This window comes from Parasphingomonas puruogangriensis, assembly GCF_036663635.1.
Taxonomy (GTDB): Bacteria; Pseudomonadota; Alphaproteobacteria; order Sphingomonadales; family Sphingomonadaceae; genus Sphingomonas.
Genome location: NZ_JAXOJI010000005.1, coordinates 89085 through 108824, shown reverse-complemented (window position 1 = coordinate 108824; position 19740 = coordinate 89085). Strand labels below are relative to the sequence as shown.

General features: G+C 65.3%; 23 protein-coding genes and 1 tRNA gene. 13 read left to right on the top strand and 11 right to left on the bottom strand.

Features of this window, described 5'->3' with window-relative positions; translation table 11 throughout:
* Position 1: 1 nt before the first annotated feature.
* The 6 genes from U1739_RS13465 to gluQRS form a co-directional block, all read right to left on the bottom strand.
* Positions 2-871, bottom strand: coding sequence for a 3-hydroxybutyryl-CoA dehydrogenase (locus U1739_RS13465; protein WP_332708908.1), 870 nt, complete (start codon positions 869-871; stop codon positions 2-4).
* A 178-nt stretch (positions 872-1049) separates the two neighbouring features.
* Positions 1050-2027 carry an L-histidine N(alpha)-methyltransferase gene (egtD, locus tag U1739_RS13460; protein ID WP_332708906.1) on the bottom strand — a complete coding sequence of 326 codons (978 nt, stop codon included), beginning with the start codon at positions 2025-2027 and terminating at the stop codon, positions 1050-1052.
* On the bottom strand, positions 2027-3286 hold the full coding sequence (gene egtB, locus U1739_RS13455) for an ergothioneine biosynthesis protein EgtB (protein ID WP_332708904.1): 1260 nt from the start codon (positions 3284-3286) through the stop codon (positions 2027-2029). The genes egtD and egtB overlap by 1 nt, the downstream gene beginning before the upstream one ends.
* 55 nt (positions 3287-3341) lie before the next feature.
* Positions 3342-3911, bottom strand: a complete 570-nt coding sequence (locus U1739_RS13450) for a cob(I)yrinic acid a,c-diamide adenosyltransferase (protein ID WP_332708902.1) — start codon at positions 3909-3911, stop codon at positions 3342-3344.
* Between the two features lie 10 nt (positions 3912-3921).
* Positions 3922-4161 carry a twin transmembrane helix small protein gene (locus U1739_RS13445; protein WP_332708900.1) on the bottom strand — a complete coding sequence of 80 codons (240 nt, stop codon included), beginning with the start codon at positions 4159-4161 and terminating at the stop codon, positions 3922-3924.
* A 9-nt stretch (positions 4162-4170) separates the two neighbouring features.
* Positions 4171-5049, bottom strand: coding sequence for a tRNA glutamyl-Q(34) synthetase GluQRS (gene gluQRS, locus U1739_RS13440; protein ID WP_332708898.1), 879 nt, complete (start codon positions 5047-5049; stop codon positions 4171-4173).
* A 60-nt stretch (positions 5050-5109) separates the two neighbouring features.
* Here gluQRS and U1739_RS13435 point away from each other — a divergent pair, with 60 nt between their 5' ends.
* The 5 genes from U1739_RS13435 to U1739_RS13415 all read left to right on the top strand — a co-directional run bounded on the left by U1739_RS13435 (position 5110) and on the right by U1739_RS13415 (position 10112).
* On the top strand, positions 5110-5676 hold the full coding sequence (locus U1739_RS13435) for an HNH endonuclease (RefSeq protein WP_332708896.1): 567 nt from the start codon (positions 5110-5112) through the stop codon (positions 5674-5676).
* Between the two features lie 70 nt (positions 5677-5746).
* The gene (locus U1739_RS13430; protein ID WP_332708894.1) at positions 5747-6163 is read left to right on the top strand and encodes an EF-hand domain-containing protein; all 417 of its coding nucleotides are present in this window, start codon (positions 5747-5749) and stop codon (positions 6161-6163) included.
* Between the two features lie 47 nt (positions 6164-6210).
* Complete coding sequence (gene ppc, locus U1739_RS13425; RefSeq protein ID WP_332708892.1) at positions 6211-8895, top strand: phosphoenolpyruvate carboxylase; 2685 nt, start codon at positions 6211-6213, stop codon at positions 8893-8895.
* A gap of 90 nt (positions 8896-8985) precedes the next feature.
* Positions 8986-9771 carry a DUF6402 family protein gene (locus U1739_RS13420; protein ID WP_332708890.1) on the top strand — a complete coding sequence of 262 codons (786 nt, stop codon included), beginning with the start codon at positions 8986-8988 and terminating at the stop codon, positions 9769-9771.
* Positions 9768-10112 (top strand): hypothetical protein, encoded by a 345-nt coding sequence (locus U1739_RS13415; protein ID WP_332708888.1) that lies wholly within the window; start codon positions 9768-9770, stop codon positions 10110-10112. The genes U1739_RS13420 and U1739_RS13415 overlap by 4 nt, the downstream gene beginning before the upstream one ends.
* Before the next feature lies 1 nt (position 10113).
* On the opposite strand, the gene U1739_RS13410 is transcribed toward U1739_RS13415, so the two are convergent.
* From U1739_RS13410 to U1739_RS13400, 3 genes are all read right to left on the bottom strand, one after another.
* Positions 10114-10509, bottom strand: a complete 396-nt coding sequence (locus U1739_RS13410) for an acyl-CoA thioesterase (RefSeq protein ID WP_332708886.1) — start codon at positions 10507-10509, stop codon at positions 10114-10116.
* A 123-nt stretch (positions 10510-10632) separates the two neighbouring features.
* Positions 10633-12729 (bottom strand): S9 family peptidase, encoded by a 2097-nt coding sequence (locus tag U1739_RS13405; RefSeq protein WP_332708884.1) that lies wholly within the window; start codon positions 12727-12729, stop codon positions 10633-10635.
* Between the two features lie 214 nt (positions 12730-12943).
* Positions 12944-13093 carry a hypothetical protein gene (locus tag U1739_RS13400; protein WP_332708882.1) on the bottom strand — a complete coding sequence of 50 codons (150 nt, stop codon included), beginning with the start codon at positions 13091-13093 and terminating at the stop codon, positions 12944-12946.
* A gap of 43 nt (positions 13094-13136) precedes the next feature.
* On the opposite strand from U1739_RS13400, the gene U1739_RS13395 reads away from it, so the two are divergent.
* Positions 13137-14933 carry a M24 family metallopeptidase gene (locus U1739_RS13395; protein WP_332708880.1) on the top strand — a complete coding sequence of 599 codons (1797 nt, stop codon included), beginning with the start codon at positions 13137-13139 and terminating at the stop codon, positions 14931-14933.
* Here the strand turns inward: U1739_RS13395 and U1739_RS13390 are convergent.
* Entirely contained in the window at positions 14923-15057 is a 135-nt protein-coding gene (locus tag U1739_RS13390) for a hypothetical protein (RefSeq protein ID WP_332708878.1), read from the bottom strand. The genes U1739_RS13395 and U1739_RS13390 overlap by 11 nt on opposite strands.
* A gap of 78 nt (positions 15058-15135) precedes the next feature.
* Here U1739_RS13390 and U1739_RS13385 point away from each other — a divergent pair.
* A tRNA-Thr gene (locus tag U1739_RS13385) sits at positions 15136-15210 on the top strand.
* Positions 15211-15630: 420 nt separating this feature from the next.
* Positions 15631-16377, top strand: a complete 747-nt coding sequence (locus U1739_RS13380; RefSeq protein ID WP_332708876.1) for a LuxR family transcriptional regulator — start codon at positions 15631-15633, stop codon at positions 16375-16377.
* A 135-nt stretch (positions 16378-16512) separates the two neighbouring features.
* Here U1739_RS13380 and U1739_RS13375 read toward each other — a convergent pair whose 3' ends face one another.
* Positions 16513-16947, bottom strand: coding sequence for a hypothetical protein (locus tag U1739_RS13375; protein ID WP_332708874.1), 435 nt, complete (start codon positions 16945-16947; stop codon positions 16513-16515).
* Between the two features lie 163 nt (positions 16948-17110).
* On the opposite strand from U1739_RS13375, the gene U1739_RS13370 reads away from it, so the two are divergent.
* The 5 genes from U1739_RS13370 (at position 17111) to U1739_RS13350 (ending at position 19704) form a co-directional block, all read left to right on the top strand.
* Positions 17111-17725 (top strand): acyl-homoserine-lactone synthase, encoded by a 615-nt coding sequence (locus tag U1739_RS13370; RefSeq protein ID WP_332708872.1) that lies wholly within the window; start codon positions 17111-17113, stop codon positions 17723-17725.
* Positions 17726-17734: 9 nt separating this feature from the next.
* Complete coding sequence (locus tag U1739_RS13365) at positions 17735-18616, top strand: phytanoyl-CoA dioxygenase family protein (RefSeq protein WP_332708870.1); 882 nt, start codon at positions 17735-17737, stop codon at positions 18614-18616.
* Between the two features lies 1 nt (position 18617).
* Positions 18618-19211 (top strand): GntR family transcriptional regulator, encoded by a 594-nt coding sequence (locus U1739_RS13360; protein WP_332708868.1) that lies wholly within the window; start codon positions 18618-18620, stop codon positions 19209-19211.
* An 85-nt stretch (positions 19212-19296) separates the two neighbouring features.
* Entirely contained in the window at positions 19297-19428 is a 132-nt protein-coding gene (locus U1739_RS13355) for a benenodin family lasso peptide (RefSeq protein ID WP_332708866.1), read from the top strand.
* Positions 19429-19569: 141 nt separating this feature from the next.
* Positions 19570-19704: a benenodin family lasso peptide gene (locus tag U1739_RS13350; RefSeq protein WP_332708864.1), complete on the top strand. Its 135-nt coding sequence runs from the start codon at positions 19570-19572 to the stop codon at positions 19702-19704.
* Positions 19705-19740: the final 36 nt, after the last annotated feature.

Sequence of the window (19740 nt, the reverse complement as noted above, 5' to 3'; positions counted from 1 at the left end):
GTCACCGCGTCGGCACGGGCTCCGCGCCGGAATAATCGTAGAAGCCGCGCCCGGTCTTGCGCCCGAACCAGCCCGCCTCGACATATTTCACCAGCACCGGCGCCGGCCGGAACTTGGGATCGCCGGTCCCTTCGAACAGCACGCGGGTGATCTCCAGGCATGTGTCCAGCCCAATGAAATCGGCCAAGGTCAGCGGCCCCATCGGATGATTCAGCCCCAGCTGGCAGGCGGTGTCGATATCGGCGATCGTCGCCACGCCTTCACCCAGCGCAAAGCACGCTTCGTTGAGCATCGGCATCAGCACGCGATTGACGATGAAGCCCGGCGCGTCGTTGGCCTTGACCACCTTTTTGCCCAGCTTCTGCGCATAGGCCTCGACCAACGCCACCGTCGCATCCGACGTGGCGAGGCCGCGGATCAGCTCGATCAGCCCCATCACCGGCACCGGATTGAAGAAATGGACCCCCACGAAGCGCGCCGCATCGGGTGACGCCTGGGCCAGCCGCGTGATCGGGATCGACGAGGTGTTCGACGCGAGCACCGCGTCGGCACCCAACACCTGCCCGATATCGGCGAAGATCTTGCGCTTGATCTCCTCGCGCTCGGTTGCCGCCTCGATCACCAGCCCGCACGGTGCCATCGCCGCGACGCTGTCGACCGGCTCGATCAATGCCAGCGCGGCATCGCGCGCCGCGGCGTCGATCTTTTCCTTGGTCACCAGCCGGTCGAGTTGCTTGGCGATGCCCGCCTTGCCGGCCTCGGCGCGCTCCTTCGAAACGTCGCTGAGCAGCACGTGATAGCCGGCCTGTGCGGAAACCTGCGCGATTCCCGCGCCCATCTGGCCTGCGCCGATTACACCGATCATCTGCATCGTCTCGTCCCTTTTTGGATTATTTGCGCCTGCCCTTAGCGCGTTTAGCGGCGCTTGCCATTCGCAACCAACGCCCGTCACCCTTGCGCCGGCAGGGACTATCGCCGTCGCCGCAAGTGCCGAGTTCGGGAGGAAAGAGCGATGGGCCCCTGCCTGCTGAGGGATGACGGGGGAAGGGCTACGGCGCCAGCCGCGCTGGCTGCGCTTCGGCCAGGATCACCGCGAACAAACCTTGCGGATCGGTCCATTCGGCGATCGGCGTCCAGCCACCGGCGCGCAGCAGGATGCGCGCGTCGCGCGGCCCGAATTTGTGGCTGTTTTCGGTGTGCAGCGTCTCGCCTGCCGCCATGTTGAAATCACGGCTTTCGATCGTGAACGCCACGTCCTCCAGTGCCTCGAGGTGCATTTCGATCCGCGCGCGATCGTCGTTCCACACGGCGCGGTGGCGGAATTTGTCGATCGGGATCGTGCCGCCCAGTTCGCGGTTGATGCGCTTCAGCAGATTGAGGTTGAATGCCGCGGTAACGCCCTGCGCATCGTCATAGGCGGCGGTAAGCAGTTGCTCGTCCTTGATCCGGTCCATGCCGATCAGCAGCATCGCGCCGTCGCCGAGCGATTGCTTCATCGTGCGGAGCAGGTCGGTGGCGGCGTGCGGGATCATGTTGCCGATGGTCGATCCCGGGAAGAAGCCGAGCTTGGGCAGGTCGGCGACCTGCGTGGGCAGCGGAATCGGGCGCAGGAAATCAGCCTCGACCGGCAGCACCGGCAGGCCGGGAAAGGCGGAGGACAGTTGCGCGGAGGACTCGCGCAGAAAATCGCCGGAGATATCGATCGGCACATAGGCCGCCGGCGCCACCGAACTCAGCAGGATCGGCGTCTTGGTCGACGAGCCCGAACCGAATTCGATCACCGCGCGGCCCTCGCCGGCGAGCGTCGCCACCTCCGGGCAGGCGGCGCGCAGGATCGCCGTCTCGGTGCGCGTGGGATAATATTCCGGCAGGTCGGTGATCGCCTCGAACAGTTCCGAGCCGCGGCGATCGTAGAACCAGCGCGCCGGGATCGCGCGCGGGCGCAAGCCGAAGCCGCGCAGCACATCGGCGCGAAACGCCGGATCGGCCAGCGACGCTTCGCCGTCCTCGATTTCCTGTTTGAGCATTACAGATCTTTCGCCAGGCGCACACCGGTGAATTGCCAGCGTTGGTGCGGATAAAAGAAGTTGCGGTAGCTCGCCCGGGCGTGACCACGCGGCGTGGCGCAGGAGCCGCCACGCAGCACGCACTGCCCGGACATGAACTTGCCGTTATATTCGCCGACCGCGCCCTCGACCGCCTTGAAGCCGGGATAGGGACGATAGGCGCTGCCGGTCCATTCCCACACGTCGCCGAAGAAGGCCGGGCCGCTGGTCGAGGGGCGTGGTTCCACCGGGCCGGCGGCATCGAGCTGGTTGCCACCGGCGGCATCGTACGGCGCGGCGGCGGCCTCCCATTCCATCTCGGTCGGCAGCCGCGCGCCGGCCCAGGCTGCATAGGCGTCCGCCTCGTAAAAGCTTACATGGGTGACCGGCGCGGCCGGATCGAGCGCGCGGCGCCCGTCAAGCCCGAAGCGCGTCCAGCTCCCGTCCTGCTGCTCCCAATAGAGCGGCGCGACGATGCCCTGCGCCTGCACCCAGGCCCAGCCATCCGACAGCCAATGGCGCGGCTCGCCATAGCCGCCATCGGCGATGAACGCGGCCCATTCGTCATTGGTTACGGTGCGATCGGCAATGGCGTGCGCGCCCAGCAACGTCTGGTGCCGTGGCCCCTCACAATCGAACGAGAAGCCTTCGCCCGCAAAGCCGATCTCGACGATCCCCGCCGGGCGCTCGATCCAGCCGATCGGCCCAGGCATCTCGACCGGCACCTTGCGCCGCGCCGGCCAGATCGCCGGCTCGAGCGGATTCTCCGCCATCAGGTGCAGGATATCGGTGACGAGCAATTCCTGATGCTGCTCCTCGTGATGACAGCCGAGCGTCACCAGTTCCAGCGCCGCCGCCGGCAGACCGGGCAAGGCTGCGGCAACGGCGGCATCGACATGACGGCGATAGGCCAGCACCTCGTCCAGCGTCGGCCGCGTCACCATGCCGCGCCGGCCGCGCGCATGGCGGCGGCCTTCGGCTTCGTAATAACTGTTGAACAGGAACGGGAAGCGCTCGTCGTGCAGCCGATAGCCGGCGACGAAATCGCGCAGGATGAAGGTCTCCAAAAACCACGTCGTGTGCGCCAAATGCCATTTGGCCGGCGAAGCATCGTCCATCGACTGGACCGTGGCGTCGGCATCCGACAGCGGCGCGACCAACGCCACGCTCAGCCCGCGCACGCGCGCGAAGCGCTCGGCAAGCAGCGATCTGGGCTGGGCAGGGCGCGGTATCGTTCGCATTATGTTCTCCATAATCCAGAACGTCGGCGGTATCAATCAGTCTGGAGCACGCCGCTCAGCGCGACGCGCCAGGCACCCACAGAACGTCGCCACCCGCCTTTTGGTTCACATGGCGCGCGGCGACGAACAGATAATCGGACAATCGGTTGAGATAGGCCAGGGCCTGGGGGTTGATCGCCACCGTGCCCGATGCCGCAACCGCGGCGCGCTCGGCCCGTCGTACGATCGCGCGCGCCAGATGGACCGAGGCCGCCCCCGGCGTGCCGCCTGGCAAGATGAAGCTGGTCAGCGACGGCATCTGCGCGTTCATCGCGTCGATCTCCGTTTCCAACCGCGCGACCTGCGCCGGCACGATGCGCAGCGTCATGTCGGACGGCGCGAAATCCGTCCCGGGTGTGGCGAGATCCGCGCCGAGATCGAACAAATCGTTCTGGATCCGCGTCAGCGCCGCGGCAAGCTCACTCGCGCCCAGCGCGACGATGGCCACGCCGATCGCGCTGTTCGCTTCGTCGACATCGCCGATCGCCGCCATCCGCGGCTCTGTCTTGGCGACGCGCGAGCCATCGACCAGCCCGGTCGTGCCGTCATCGCCGGTGCGCGTGTAGATCTTGGTGAGCTTGACCACGCCCGACGGCCTATTTGCCGCTAGCCAGGAACAGGATCAGCACCACGATCAGGATCGCGATCGCCTGGAAGAAGATGCGATATTGCATCATCTTGTTCGATTTCAGCGCCGAGGCGCTCGGCCCGCTGAGGTTGTTGCCGTTTTTGGCTTCCTCGGTGGCATTGGCGAGGAACAGGACCAGGCCGCGCACGAACACGACGACCACCGCGATCATCGCGGCGACGAGCAAAATGGCTAGAAACGTTGTCATCTGGACAATCTAGGCATTCGACAGGCTAAAGCCAATGGGGTGCCGGCCGGCGCGCAGGTCGTCGGCCAAGGCCCTGCCGTCCACGCCCTGCGCGCGCAGCGCCGCCAGGCCCGGCGCGCCGTTGCGCTTGGCCAGACGGTCGCCGTCGGTGCCGAGCAGCAGCGGGTGATGGCGGTAGATCGGCGTCGGCAGGCCGAGCAAATGCTGCAACAGGCGATGGATGTCGGTCGCCGCGCGCAAGTCTTCCCCGCGAACGATATGCGTCACGCCCTGAAACGCATCGTCCACCACCACCGCGAGATGATAGGCCGGCGCATCCTTGCGCGCCAGCACGACATCGCCCTGCGCCAGCGGATCGGCGCGGTGCACACCGGCAAGTTCGTCGTGCCAGTCGAGCGGCCCGGCCACCGCCACTGCCAGCGCCACCGCCTTGGCCATGTCGATCCGCCAGGCATGCTGCGTATCGTCGCGTGGCGCGGCGTGGCGGCATGTTCCCGGATAGACCGCCCCAGGCCCATGCGGCGCCGACAAGCTCTGGGCGATCTCCGCGCGCGTACAATAGCAGCGGTAGAGTAGCCCTTGCGCCTTCAGCGTGTCGAGCGCCGCCTGATAGGCGTCGAGCCGGGTCGATTGGAACAGCATGTCGCCATCCCAGTCGAGCCCGAGCCAGCGCAGATCCTCGACGATCCCCGCGACATGCTCGGGGCGCGAGCGCATGCCGTCGATATCCTCGATGCGCAGCAGGAAGCGCCCGCCCGCGGCCCGCGCCCGATCGTGCGATTGCACTGCGGAAAAAGCATGGCCCAGATGCAGCCGCCCGGTCGGGCTCGGCGCGAAGCGCGTCACGACCTGTTTCCCTTGACCGTGAGTCACGTGCCGTGCTGTCATGACAGCGTCATCCCGATCGGCAACAGCGCCGTCAAGGAAGCAGCAGCGTGAAAGGGGGTTATGTACCATCCCGATCTCATCAGGCACCCGGACGGTTGCCCGGCGCTGGTGCTGAACGCCGATTACACACCCTTGAGCTATTATCCCCTGTCGGTGTGGCCGTGGCAGACCGCGATCAAGGCGGTGTTCCTCGATCGCGTCGATATCGTCGCGGAATATCAGCGCGAGGTGCGCAGCCCGACGCAGAAGATCCGCTTGCCCTCGGTCATCGCGCTCAAATCCTATGTCCGGCCGAGCGCCTTTCCCGCCTTCACCCGCTTCAACGTGTTCCTGCGCGACAAATTCAGCTGCCAATATTGCGGCAGCGGGCATGATCTGACGTTCGATCACATCATCCCGCGCGCACAGGGCGGGCGCACCACGTGGGAGAATGTCGCCACCGCCTGCGCGCCGTGCAATTTGCGCAAGGGCGGGCGCACGCCGAAACAGGCGCAGATGCCGCTGCATATCGCCGCGATCCGCCCGACCAGCTGGCAGATGCAGGAACATGGCCGGCGCTTCCCGCCCAATTATCTGCACGATACGTGGCACGATTGGCTGTATTGGGATGTCGAGCTGGAGGCGTAAGCGGCTTGCATGGCAACGCCCGGCGGGCGACTACGGGCCGTATCGTTATGCGTAACCCCAAGGAACCACCATGCGCCTGTTGCTGACCGCTCTTGCTTTGCCATTGGCGGCCTGTTCGGGATCGGGCGACGATCTCGATGGCGATAGCAGCCCGTTCGACTTCCGCCCGCCGACCGCGCAGGCGCTGAAGGATTATACCTCGTCGCTCGGCCGCCGCTTCAACCGCGTCGATCGCGATCATGACGGCGCGCTCGACGTGACCGACTTTCCGCGCCACCCCGAGCGCCTGGCGCGGTGGGACAGCAACAAGGACGGTCGCGTCACGCGCGAGGAATATGAGGCGGCCGAGCTTGCCCGCTTCGCCGCCGCCGATCGCGATAAGGACCAGATCCTGACCACCGCCGAGCGCAGCGCGGCTGGCTGGGGGCGATCGCCAACCGCGGCGCCTGCGCCGACGCCGACGCCATCAGGAAAACCGGTCGAGTGAGCGGGTCGGTGGTTGACCCGGCACATGCCGCAGCGCAGCATGATGCCATGGCCGACCTTCCGACGATCGCAAACAATCCCGACATCCGCTTTCTGGGCAAATTGCTCGGCGATGTGATCCGCGATTATGGCGGCGCCAAGCTGTTCGAGCGCACCGAATATATCCGCGCCGCCTCGGTCGAGCGGCATCGTGGCGCCAACGGAATCGATCTCGGGCTCGATCGGCTCGATATCGACGAGACGCTCGATTTCGTGCGCGGCTTCATGCTGTTCTCGATGCTCGCCAATCTGGCCGAGGATCGCCAGGGCGTGACGGCCGAGCAGGGCGCGACGCTGGAGGCGGCGCTGGAGCGGCTGGCGGCGGAGGGCATCGACCAGGCGGCGGTGATGAAACTGCTGGAGCATGCGCTGATCGCGCCGGTGCTGACCGCGCACCCCACGGAAGTGCGGCGCAAGTCGATGATCGATCATCGCAACCATATCGCGGCGTTGATGGCGTTGCGCGACAAGGGGCTGGAGGAAACCCCCGACGGCGACAAGATCGACGAGGCGATCCTGCGCCAGATCGCGCTCTTGTGGCAAACGCGCGTGCTGCGCCGCGAGCGGCTGTACGTCACCGACGAGGTGGAGACCGCGCTCAGCTATCTGCGCGACGTGTTCCTCCCCGCCTTGCCCGCGCTGTACCAGCGCTGGGATCGCGCGCTCGGGCAGCGAAGCCCAAGCTTCCTCAAGCCCGGCAGCTGGATCGGCGGCGACCGCGACGGCAATCCCTTCGTCACCGCCGATTCCTTGCGGGCCGCGCTCGGCAAGGCGAGCGAGGCGGTGCTGGTCCATTATCTCGACGCCGTGAACGCCTTGGGCGCCGAACTGTCGATCTCGACCGATATCGCCGAAGCCGATGCCGAGGTCCGCGCGCTGGCCGACGCCAGCGGCGACGCCGCCGCCAGCCGCAGCGACGAACCCTATCGCCGTGCGCTAAGCGGCATCTACGCCCGCCTTGCCGCAGCCCACCTCGCGCTGACCGGCAAGCCCGCGCCGCGCCCGGCGACGCTCAAGGGCGAGGCCTATCCCGATCCGCAGGCGTTCCGCGCCGATCTCGTGATCATCGCCCGTGCGCTGCGCCATGACGGTGGCGCGCTGGCCTCGAGCGGCGCGCTCGGCCGGCTGATCAGGGCGGTCGAGACGTTCGGCTTCCATCTCGCCACGCTCGATCTGCGCCAGAACAGCGCGGTGCACGAACGCGTCGTCGCCGAACTGTTCAAGGTGGCCGGGGTAGAGGACGATTATCTCGCGCTCGACGAACCGGCACGCGTGCGCCTGCTGCGCGCCGAACTGTCCAATGCCCGCCCGCTGACCAGCAGCTACGCAACCTATTCGGACGAAACTGCCGGCGAACTCGCCATCGTCCGCGCCGCGGCCGAGGCGCATGCCAAATATGGCGTGGGCAGCATCGTCAATTACATCGTCTCGATGGCGCAATCGGTCTCCGATCTGCTCGAGATCAACCTGCTGTTGAAAGAGTTCGGCCTCTACCGCCCCAATTCTTCAGAGGGGGGCGACGTCCCAAGTGCCGCGATCATGGCCGTGCCATTGTTCGAGACGATCGGCGATCTCCAAGCCGCGCCCGCCATCATGGCCGATTGGTTCGCGCTTCCCGAAATCGCCGCCATCGCCACCGCGCGCGGCTATCAGGAAGTGATGATCGGCTATTCCGACAGCAACAAGGACGGCGGCTATCTCACCTCGACCTGGAGCCTGAGCGTCGCCTCGACCGCGCTCAAACCTGTGTTCGAGCAGGCCGGTATCGGCATGCAATTGTTCCACGGCCGCGGCGGCGCGGTCGGGCGCGGCGGCGGCTCCAGCTTCGCCGCGATCCGCGCGCAGCCGCCGGGCACGGTCCAGGGCCGCATCCGCATCACCGAACAGGGCGAAGTGATCGCCGGCAAATATGGCACGCGCGATGCGGCGATGACCAATCTCGAGGCGATGGCCTCCGCCACCCTGCTCGCCAGCCTCGAGCCCGACCAGCTCTCGGCCGCCGACACCAAGCGCTTCGGCGCGGCGATGACCACGCTCTCCGACAGCGCCTTCCACGCGTATCGCGACCTCGTCTACGGCGACAACGCGCAAGGCTTCCGCACCTTCTTCCGCCAGATGACGCCGCTGACCGAGATTGCCGGGCTCAATATCGGCAGCCGCCCGGCCAGCCGCACCAAGAGCGACCGGATCGAGGATTTGCGCGCCATTCCCTGGGTGTTCAGCTGGGCGCAGGCGCGCGTCATGCTGCCCGGCTGGTATGGCGTCGGCCAGGCGCTCGCGGCCTTTCCCGACAAGGCGTTGCTCGAGGAAATGGCCGAAGGCTGGCCGTTCTTCGCCGCCAGCCTGGCCAATATGGAACAGGTGATCGCCAAATCCGACATGGGGCTGGCCGGCCATTATGCCGCCCTGGTCGAGGATCCGGCCTTGCGCGATCTGGTCTTCGAGCAGATCAAATCGGGCTGGCACCAGGCGCATGACGGCCTGCTCGCCGCCACCGGCCAATCCCGCCTGCTGGAGAAGCATCCCGCGCTCGACGCCTCGATCCGCCTCCGCCTGCCCTATATCGAACCGCTCAACCTGCTGCAGATCGAACTGATCAAACGCCGCCGCGCCGGCGAAGAGGACGCCCGGATCGGCGAAGGCATCCTGCTATCAATCAACGCCATCGCCACCGCGCTGCGGAACTCGGGCTAGCCCGTTGCGGCGCGCCACCGCTGCGGTTAGGATCAGCGCGCTGCCGGTACCGCGCTAAGGGCGCGCGTCCGGCGCTGGCGGAGACCGCGCGTGCCGTTCACGATTCGCGACATACCGGCGGCGATGCGCAAGAACGGCTGGGCCGTCGGGGCGCGGCTGATGGACCGCTGGTTCGCCGGCACGACGCGCGCGATGCGTGCTCGCGACAAGGTCAATCTCGGCACCTGGCCGGATATCGAGCGCCGTGCCGTAACGATGCGCTGGGCATTGGGCTTTGCGCGCGTCGCTGAGGCGCAGCAGCGGCTGCTCACCACTTGGCATCAACCGCCGCGCCGCGCGCCCAGCGCGGCCGTGACCCAGGAGCGGCTGCGGGCCTCCGGCCTGGCGCGCGGCAAGCCGTTCCGCTTCGGCAATCTCGGGCTCGCCTCGCCCGCGGTCGACGCGCACTGGCAGGTCAATCGGGAGGTGCTCGAGTCGACCCTGTTCGGCACGGTCGACGATTTCTACTGCGCGATGGGCAATGCCCTGCTGATGCTGGCGGTGGCCGGCGAAGCAACGCCGCTTGCCGGCGGTCGCTGGCGCGTGACGATCGACGACGTAGGTACCTATATCCGCGACAGCTACGATTTCCTCGGATCGCAACGGCTCGGCGCTTGGGGCCCGGACGGCTTTTCGCGGATCGCCCTGCTCGCGTCGGAAGTACCGATCATCGCCGAACAACCGCATAGCGACGGGCGCGGCCGCTATTTCTCGGTATCGAACGAGTCGTTCGACAAGTATCGCAATCATTATGGCCGTGGCGGCGACTTCGCGATCTTCAGCGATATCGTCCGCACCCGGCTGGCGCATCCGGTGACGATGGAGTTGGTGCTATGAGACGCATGCTCGCCGCAGGGTCGATCGTGCTCGCGGCGGCGATCGGGCTGTACGTTTACGGGTCGGGTGGCGCAACGCGCGTCGACAGCGCGCGTTCGCCCGACGGTACGGAAGCGATCGATTTCTATGCCGCCACGCGGTTGCAGCGCTGGCAGCATCCCAACGCCGATTTGATCGGTTTCGTCGGCCTGCGTCGTCTGTCCGACGATACGACTTTGGCCACCTCCGATGCGTTCGAACTGACCGGCGAACGTCTCGTGATCTGGGGCAAGGAGCGCGTGCAAGTCGGCAGCAGCGCGGTCTTTGATCGCGCGCAGCGCCGGTGGTCGGTGATCGACTAATTCAAGGGTTGAGAAACGCCGCCGCCATTTCCGGCCGCACGCGCAACAAGCGCCCGGTCGCCTTGTCGATCAGCGCCCAGGTCGTCACCGCCTGCACCTTGACCTTGCCGTCCGCTCCCATGAACCGCACATGCCGATCGAACCGCGCCCCCTTGGGCGGTGCGGGCACCCAGGTCTCGCCCACCACCGTCTCGCCGGCGCTCACATTGCCGCGATAATCGATTTCGTGCCGGGTGATGACCCAGAAATACGCCGCCTGATCCGCGGGCGACGCCACTGCATACCAATGCGCCAGCGCGATGCGCTGCACCCACTGCACCCACACCGCATTGTTGACATGACCAAGCTCGTCAATGTCGTCGGGCTGCGCGGTGATCGAGAGCGTAAAGCGGGTCATCGGTCCCACCGCAAACCGTCGTCCTGAACTCGTTTCAGGATCCAGGCGCGGTCGGTCGCCATAATGACGGTATCCGTAAGGCGGGTGACCGCGCCTGGATGCTGAAACGAGTTCAGCATGACGTTATTTCTCCACCCCCAGCTGCCACAGCACGAAGGCATGCTCCTCCGCCGCCTCGCGCAAACTCTCGAAGCGCCCCGATTTCCCGCCATGCCCCGCGCCCATATTGGTCTTGAGCAGCAGCACGTTATCGTCGGTCTTGGTCGCGCGCAGCTTGGCCGCCCATTTCGCCGGCTCCCAATAGGTCACGCGCGGATCGTTGAGCCCGCCCGAGATGAACATCGGCGGATAGTCCTGCGCCTTCACCTGGTCGTACGGCGAATAGCTCCGGATCAGCTCGAACGCTTTCGCATCTTCGATTGGATTGCCCCATTCAGGCCATTCGCCCGGCGTCAGCGGCAGGTCCGCATCCAGCATGGTGTTCAGAACGTCGACGAACGGCACGTCGGCGATCACCGCGCCCCACAGGTCCGGATCGGAATTGACCACCGCGCCCATCAATTCGCCGCCGGCCGAGCGCCCGGCAATGGCGATCTTGCCCGCGCTGGTCCATTGGTCCGCGATCAGGCCCTTGGCCACATCGACGAAATCGTTGAACGTGTTGGCGCGCTTTTCTAATTTGCCGTCGAGATACCATTGCTGCCCGAGATCGTCGCCGCCGCGGATATGCGCGATGGCATAGGCGAAGCCGCGATCGAGCAGCGACAGCCGCCCGGTCGAGAAGCCCGGCGGAATGGCATAGCCGTAGGCGCCGTACGCGTAGAGGAACAACGGCGCAGAGCCGTCGCGCGGAAAGTCTGTGGGATAGACGATCGACACCGGCACTTCGGTGCCGTCGCGCGCGACAATCTTCAGCCGCTCGGTGCGGTACTTGTCCGCGTCGTAGCCGGACGGAATTTCCTGCACCTTGAGCGTGGTCAGCGTGCCCGTGGCAACGTCGTAATCGTATTCGGTCCCCGGCGTGACCATCGATTCATAGCCGATGCGCAGGACAGCCATGTCATATTCCGGATTGTTGCCCAGCCCCGCATCATAGCTCGCCTCCGGGAACGCGATGCGCCGCGCTTCTTGGGGGCTTTCGTACCGCCGGATCTCGATCTGATCCAACCCATCCTCGCGCCCATCAACGATGAAGAAGTCTTTGAAACATTCGATTCCGGTCATGTAGAAGTGCGCCGACGGGGCGATCAATTCGCTCCACGCGCCGGGCGCGGTGATCGGCGCTGTGCACAGCCGGAAGTTCGGATCCACATCGTTGGTGTGGATGAACAATGTCCCGTCATGCTCATCTACGTCATATTCGCGGCCCGTCTTGCGCGCCGACACCAGCAGCGGCGTCGCCAGCGGATCGTTCGCCGGAAGCAGATAGATTTCGCTCGTGTCGTGCCCGCCGGTCGCCAGCACGATCCAGTTGCGGTTGCTGGTCATGTCGACGCCGACCGAGAAGCTCGCATCCTCCTCGTAATAGATCACGACATCGTCGGCGACCGGCGTGCCGAGCCGGTGGAACTTGATCGTCCGCGTGCGCCAATGTTCGTCGGTCAGGCCGTACAGCACGCCGCTGCCATCGCTCGTAAAGACGATATTGCCGATCGCCCCCTCGATCGAGTCCGAACCCCATTTGCCCGAGACGCCGTCAATCTCCTCGGGCAGCGGCGCGCCGTCCGCCAGCGACTTGAAGCGGATCGTGTAGCGCTCCGAACCATCCGCATCGGTCGAATAAGCCATCAGCGTGCCGTCCTCGCTGAACACGATCGCGCCCAGCCGGAAATATTCCTTGCCCTCGGCCAGCGCCGGCTCGTCGAGGATCAATTCGTCCGGCCCGCCGGCGACCGGCTTGCGCCACCATTTGCGATACTGGCCGCCCGTCTCGAATGCGGTCCAGTACAGCCAGTCGCCATCCTTTTGCGGCACGGAGGAATCGTCTTCTTTGATGCGCGCCTTCATCTCTTCGTAGAGCCGCTCGGTCAGCGGCTTGTGCGGCGCCATCACGCCCTCGAAATAGGCGTTCTCTGCTTCGAGATAGGCCAGCACGTCCGCGTCATCGATCTCCGGATAATTGGGGTCCTTCAGCCAGGCATAGGGATCTTCGATCGTATGCCCATGCGCGGTGAAGTTGTGCGAGCGGGTCTCGGCGACGGGCGGGGTAAGATCGGTCATGCCGTCTCTTAGCGTGGCCAGCGGGCTTGTCGAAGCCCTGCAATCTTCAATCCCTCTCCTTCTAGGAGAGGGAAGGAGCCGCGAAGCGGCGGAAGGGTGAGGGCGACCAGCGGCGCAACAGTCGCCCTCACCCTCCCACTTGGCTACGCCAAGCGGGCCCCTCCCTCTCCCGACGGGAGAGGGATGCAAGAAGCGCTGTCCTACAAGCCGCCTTTTATGCCACCGTGCCGGCATGCCGAGTCCATGCCTCGCCACGCCATCGATCGAAGCGCGCGATCGCCTCGACATTGTCAACATTCGTGCGCCCGCGCCCGCGCGCGTAGAGCGGGCGACTGTCGTGACTTTCGCCGCGTGCCAAAACCATCGTTTGGCCTAACCTTAGCCTAACCTTCCAAACCAGAGATCCCATGCCCCCCTATACCAATCGCCTCCACGCCCTCCGCGCCCAGCTTCAGCGGGACGGCCTCGACGGCTTCGTCGTACCCCTGACCGACGAGCACATGTCCGAATATGTCGGCGGCTATGCCCAGCGGCTCGCCTGGCTCACCGGCTTCCAGGGCTCGGCCGGCGCCGCGGCGGTGCTGGCCGAGGAGGCGGCGGTGTTTACCGACGGGCGCTACACGCTGCAGGTGCGCCAGCAGGTCGACGGTGCCGATTGGTCGTATCAGCCCGTTCCCCAGGTCAGCATCACCGGCTGGCTGGCCGAGCATGCGCCGCAGGGCGGGCGGATCGGCTATGATCCGTGGCTGCACACCAGCGCCTGGGTGCGTGAGGCGGGCAGGGCGCTGGCCGGCAAGGACGCGACGTTGGTGGCGGTGGCGCACAACCCGATCGACGCGATCTGGGCCGATCGCCCACGACCGTCCGACGCCAAGCTCACCGTGCAGGATGACGCCGTGGCCGGCGCATCCTCCGCTGAAAAGCGTGGCGCAATCGCCGACTGGCTGACCGAGCATAAGGCGGACGCCGTCGTGCTCACCGCGCTCGATTCCATCGCCTGGACGCTTAACATCCGCGGGGCCGATGTCGCGCACACGCCGGTGGCGCTGGCTTATGCCATTGTCGATGCCGATGGCACCGCCAGCCTGTTCGTCGCGCCCGACAAGGTCACCGATGCGGTGCGCCAGCATCTTGGCAACGCCGTGCGCGTGCGTGACCGCGCCGAGTTTGCCGACGCGCTGGGCGGTTATGCCGGCAAGCTCATCGCCGCCGATCCCGAACGCGCCGTCGCGGCGATCTTCGATCGCCTGTCGGCTGGCGGCGCGACGATCATGACCGCGCGCGATCCGGTGGTGCTGGCCAAGGCGCTCAAGAACCCCGCCGAGATCGCCGGCCACCGCGCCGCCGCGGCGCGCGACGGCGCGGCGCTAGCGCGCTTCCTGCGTTGGTGCGAGGCGGAACTGCCTAAGGGCGGCCAAACCGAGCTTTCCGCCGCCGCCAAGCTGCAAGAGTTGCGCGAGGCGACGGGCGTGCTGCTCGACACCTCGTTCGACACGATCTCCGCCACCGGCGCCAATGGCGCCAGCCCGCACTATCACGTCACCGAGGAATCGAACGCGCCGATCGAGCCAGGCCAGCTCTATCTGGTTGATTCGGGCGGCCAATATGCCGACGGCACCACCGATGTGACCCGCGTCGTGCCTGTCGGCCCCCCCACGCCGGAAATGCGCGACCGCTTCACCCGCGTGCTCCAGGGCCATATCGCCATCGCCCGCGCGGTCTTCCCGCCCGGCACCACCGGCGGGCAGATCGATGCCTTTGCCAGGCGCCCGCTATGGGAGGCGGGGCTCGATTACGCGCACGGCACGGGGCACGGCGTCGGCGCCTATCTCTCGGTGCATGAAGGCCCGCAGCGCATCGCCCAGCCCAATTATCCCGGCGGCGGCCCGTCCGAGCCGCTGCGCCCCGGCATGATCATCTCCAACGAGCCTGGTTATTACAAGGCCGGCGAATACGGCATCCGCATCGAGAACCTCGTATTGGTCGAGCCCCGCATTTTCCCAGGCGCCGATGCCGACATGCTCGGCTTCGAGACGCTGACCTTCGCGCCGATCGAGCGCACGCTGATCGCGGGCGACATGCTGACCGAATCGGAACGCGCCTGGCTCGACGCCTATCACGCCAAGGTCGTCGAGATCCTGGGACCACAGCTGGACGCGGAGGACCATGCCTGGCTCACGGCCAAGTGCGCGCCTATTCGCTAGCGGCGTCCTTGGGCGGCGCGTCCACCGCGGCGCGGCTCTGCGCCTTGCGCCGTTTCAGATTCTCGCGCAGCGCCGCCGCCAGCCGCGCTGCCTTCTCGTCCGCTGCCTTGGTGGTGTCGTTCATATCTCGCTTTGCCTTGACAATGTCGTCCCCCTCGGCTCTTAGGCCGCTTCCGCTGGCGCCGTAAGGCTTTGGCGGAATGCTGCCGTAGCTCAGTGGTAGAGCGCATCCTTGGTAAGGCTGAGGTCGTGAGTTCAATCCTCACCGGCAGCACCAGTTTCTATGAAGAAACAATGGCTTAGAGCGCCGCCTTCGGGCGGCGCTCGCCACTCAGGCACAATCGGACACGACTAGGACACAGCGGGCAGAGAACGTTGGCGTGCCGTTGCGCGTGATTGGCACCTTCAAACTCAGGCTTCGCGATGAAAAGCAGCGCCGGCCGAGGCTGACGGCCGATTCGGGGCATGAGCCGCGTCTGGCGCTTGGAATGAGATCAAAGCGTTTGTGCCGTCTGCCGCTTCATCTGTGCGCCCATGTCGGTGATGGCAAAATCGCCCGAAGTGCCGACCATTGACGCAAGATTAGTTTTTCTAAATGTACAATAAGATGGCGGTCACAGCCGTGAGAAGCGGGCCGGACCTAATAATTAGCGGTGCCTGGTGATTTGGGACGCCATGGCCTTTGGCGTTATTGGTCATGGCTAAATTCTCAATTGCAACCAACTTCGACGTGATGGTCCGTCAAACCAAGGAGCTCCCAGCATTATCCGATCTTTTGGCTGAATGCGGGCGAGCGATGGGCTTCCGATATTTTGCGCTGACCCACCATATCGACTTTGCTTCAGCGCCCGCCTCGGCCCTCCGCATCCACAACTATCCTGACGAATGGGAGGAATGGTTTGACGAGCACGCGCTTGGACGGCTTGATCCCATTCATCGTGCGAGCCACGTCACCAGCTTCGGGTTCGCCTGGGCGCAGGTCCCGGACCTCATCCGGCTCACCCCCGGCGATCACTATGTTCTCGAGCAAGCCAGGAAAGTCGGCATTGGCGACGGCTTCACGGTCCCCGCCCATGTGCCAGGGGAGTATAGCGGCTCGTGCTCGTTCGCGGTCGGCTCAGGAGACGAGTTCCCGGGCCAGCAAATTCTCGTCGCGCGCCTGATCGGTGACCTTGCATTTGAGAGCGCCCGCCGGATTTCAGAGCCTCGCATCGTGCCTGACCACACGCCCCTGATGACCGATCGCCAGCGCGACTGCGTGCTGTGGGCGGCCCGGGGGAAAACGGATTGGGAGATATCGCGAATCCTGGGGGTCAGCCATGACACCGTGATCCAGCATCTCAAGCATGCGCGGGAACGTTACGGTGTCCAGAAGCGAGCGCATCTCGCGGTCATGGCGCTGTACGACGGGAGCATCTGCTTTTCGGACATCTTCATCCACTGACCATCGGCGATGGTGTTTGCCCGGCTACCTCAAACGCGAATGCTCTCCTTCGGCAAAGAGGCGTCGTCGTCGGCCCGGCGGCGCCAATAGGCTTCGCACGTCGCCCGGCCATTCGCGGTCAGTACGAGTGTGTCTTCATTGGTTTTTGAAACGGCGAGCAGTCCCAGCAAAATGAGCGGATTGGACGCTGTCGGCCGCAACCGTGTGAGCGACGGGCCGCTCACCTTCACATTCCGCCCGCCACCGCTCCTGCTGACCACTCGCCACGCGCCGCAGGCCGATCGGGTTCGTCACCTCAAACTGGTCGTGGCGATCGGTCAGCCGGCTCAGTACCGCACGGCCGCGCGGCGGCACTTCTTCCCAATCCATCCCGAGGTGATCCGGCCTCGGGGCCGAAGATTTCCCGACATCCTGTCCTTCGGCAAATGCTTGCACCAACGCCCGCTCGATCTCGCCAATAGTATTTTGAGAGCGTCCGAGCCTCCTGGCCATCCGATCTCGCGACATAATCTCTCGCGCGACTTCCTTGAACTTTACCCGCAGTCGGGGATCGATCTTGGTGGCTGGCATCGAAAAGCGCCTTTTCTTTCAAGCTCGTCTCAAGCCCCTCCCGAGCAACTGAAATCAGGCCTGACCTAGGCCTCGTGGCGAAGGTCAGGCACCCCCATTTCTTGTAATATCGCGCGCGCCCCGGACTGGCGATGCTCGAGCCTCCCAATGGCAGGAGGCACCCTTGATCTCACTCGTCGACACGACCGAAGCTGGCTGTGATAAGGTCATGCGCGGCATGTTCGCGGCGCGTAAAGCCGTGTTCGTGGATCTGCTCGGATGGCAGGTTCCGGTCCTCGCCGGTCGGTACGAGGTCGACCAATTCGACGACCAGCACGCTCGGTATCTGATCGTGACGGACGAGGAATGCGGCCACTTGGCCTCGGCCCGGCTGTTGCCGACGGTCCGGCCCCACATCCTCGACTCCCTATTCCCGGCCTTGTGCGCTGGCCTGGTCCCCCGCGGGCCGGGGGTCTTCGAAATCACCCGCTTTTGCCTGGACCCGACAATTTCGGCGCCGCGCCGGCGCGACGCCCGCAACCGACTGGTGACGGCTCTGGTAGACCATGCGCTTTTCAACGGTATCCACGCCTATACCGGCGTCGCCGAATCGTGCTGGCTCGCCCAGATCCTGCGATTCGGCTGGGACGCGGCGCCGCTTGGCCAGTTCGAGTCCGAGGGGGGCAAGCGACTGGCCGCGCTTTCCATCAACATCACGGCGGCCACGCCGACCCTGCTGGAGCAGACAGGCATCTGGTCGCCGACCCGCGCTGCGTCCGTTGATGCCGCGTTCGCATAGGAGGTTGTAATGAGCATACGGACAGCACAGGTGTCGAGCGCTCCTCGTAATGAGGCGTATGATCGGCTGATCGAGCAGGGCTGGTGCATCAAGCGCCAGCTCGTACCGATCGCAACGATGGAAGGACTGGCCGCCGATCTGCGCCGCGGGTTCGATGTGACACCGTTCTGCACCGGCGATTTTTACGGCGCGCATACCAAGCGCTTCGGCAGCCTGCTCAAACGATCGCCACATGCTGCAACATTGATCCAGTCGCCGGAGATCATGGCGATGGTCGAGACGGTCCTGAGGCCGTGGTGTGACACGATCCAGCTCAACCTCGCCCAGGCAATCGCGATCCATCCCGGCGCGCCGGCCCAGTTCCCCCACCGGGACCAGGACATGTGGCAGGGCGCAAAAGGCGAAGTTGAGTATCTGGTCAATGTGATGTGGCCGCTAACCCCGTTCACCGAGGAAAATGGCGCGACCCTGATGTATCCCGGTAGTCACGGCGCCGAGGCGCTCAGAGACGAGGTGCCGGGCCAGCCGGTCACCGGGATCTGCGATCCTGGCGACGCGATCATCTTCCTCGGCTCGACATTGCACGGCGCTGGCACCAATCGCAGCGCCGTCGTTCGCGACGCGATGTTGGTGAGCTATTGCCTGGGATGGCTCAAGCCATATGAAAACCAGTGGCTGGCCTATCCGCCGGCAATTGCCCGCACCTTTTCGTCGGATCTCGCGGGTCTGGTAGGCTATCGTCAGCACCGGCCCAATCTCGGCAATTATGAAGGCGTGTGTCCATCGGTTCTGCTTCAGGACCGCGTGCCCGAGCATATCGGCGCGATTGACGCATTGCGTCCGGAGCAACGCGATGCGGTCGCACAGCATCGTTGCGCACAGGAGGTCTGAGATGAGCCCGTTTCAGGCAATGGAGCGAAGCTATGGGGTGCTCAAGGCAGAACTGCGGGAGGGCGTCTATCCGCCAGGGCATCGCCTCGAAGCCAACCGGATTGCGGATGACGTCGGGGTCAGCATGACGCCGGTGCGCGACGCGCTCAATCGGCTGGTGGGCGAGCGTCTGGTAGAAGCAAGTAGCGGCGAAGGATTTCACGTGCCGAGGCTGAGCGAGGGCGACCTTCGCGACCTGTACGAATGGCATTCCGCGTTGATCATCATGGCTGTTAGGATTTGTCGGATACTTCCGGAGAGCGAGCAGATACGAGACGTGCTGGCTGAAAAGCCGCTCGTTGACAGAACATCGGCCTGTTTCGCGCTTTTGGCTGAGGCCGCTCCAAGTCCCGAACTTCGCCTCGCGATCGAGAGTGCTGCGGACAGATTGCACCCCTATCGACGTATCGAGAGTAAGGCGATCGAGCCCGTGCGCGGCGAGCTCAAGGAAATTCTAACGCAAGCGCCGGGACAGCGCCCTGCGATCCGGCGATACCACGCGATCCGAATGCGCGCCGTGCCCGAGCTGGTGCGAGCCCGCTCTGCACGAATATAATCGGATTATAAGGTTTTTATTCCGCCGCGCCGGGCGGACGCTTCGACGGTCGCGAATCAGCGCGACGATATACGGAGTGAATAGAATGGAGCGCACCGAAACCGCAGTTGCCCTCATCGACCTTGGCGCCGCGAGCGTCGAGACGCAGGGTGTTGCCGGCCTCGATTTCGAGCTGGTCGGCATGCAGAGGGTGACCGGCCTTTCCGACGAAGACTGACCACTTTGGCGTCGGCGCGGGCTGCGTGCCGGCGCCATTTGGGGGCACGAAAATAAACCGATTATAATGTTCTTATAGCCCCGCGATGGGCGGACGCTTCGAAGGTCGCGAATCAGCGCGACACATTACGGAGTGCGCGACATGGAACGCATCAACGAAGACGCGATCGACCTGATCGACCTCGGCGCAGCGAGCGTCGAGACGCAGGGCAACAACGGGCTCGACTATGAGCTGATCGGCACGCAGAAGGCGGCCGGCCTTTCGGACGAGGATTGATCGGCGGGCGCCGGCGCGAAATCGCGCCGGCGCCCA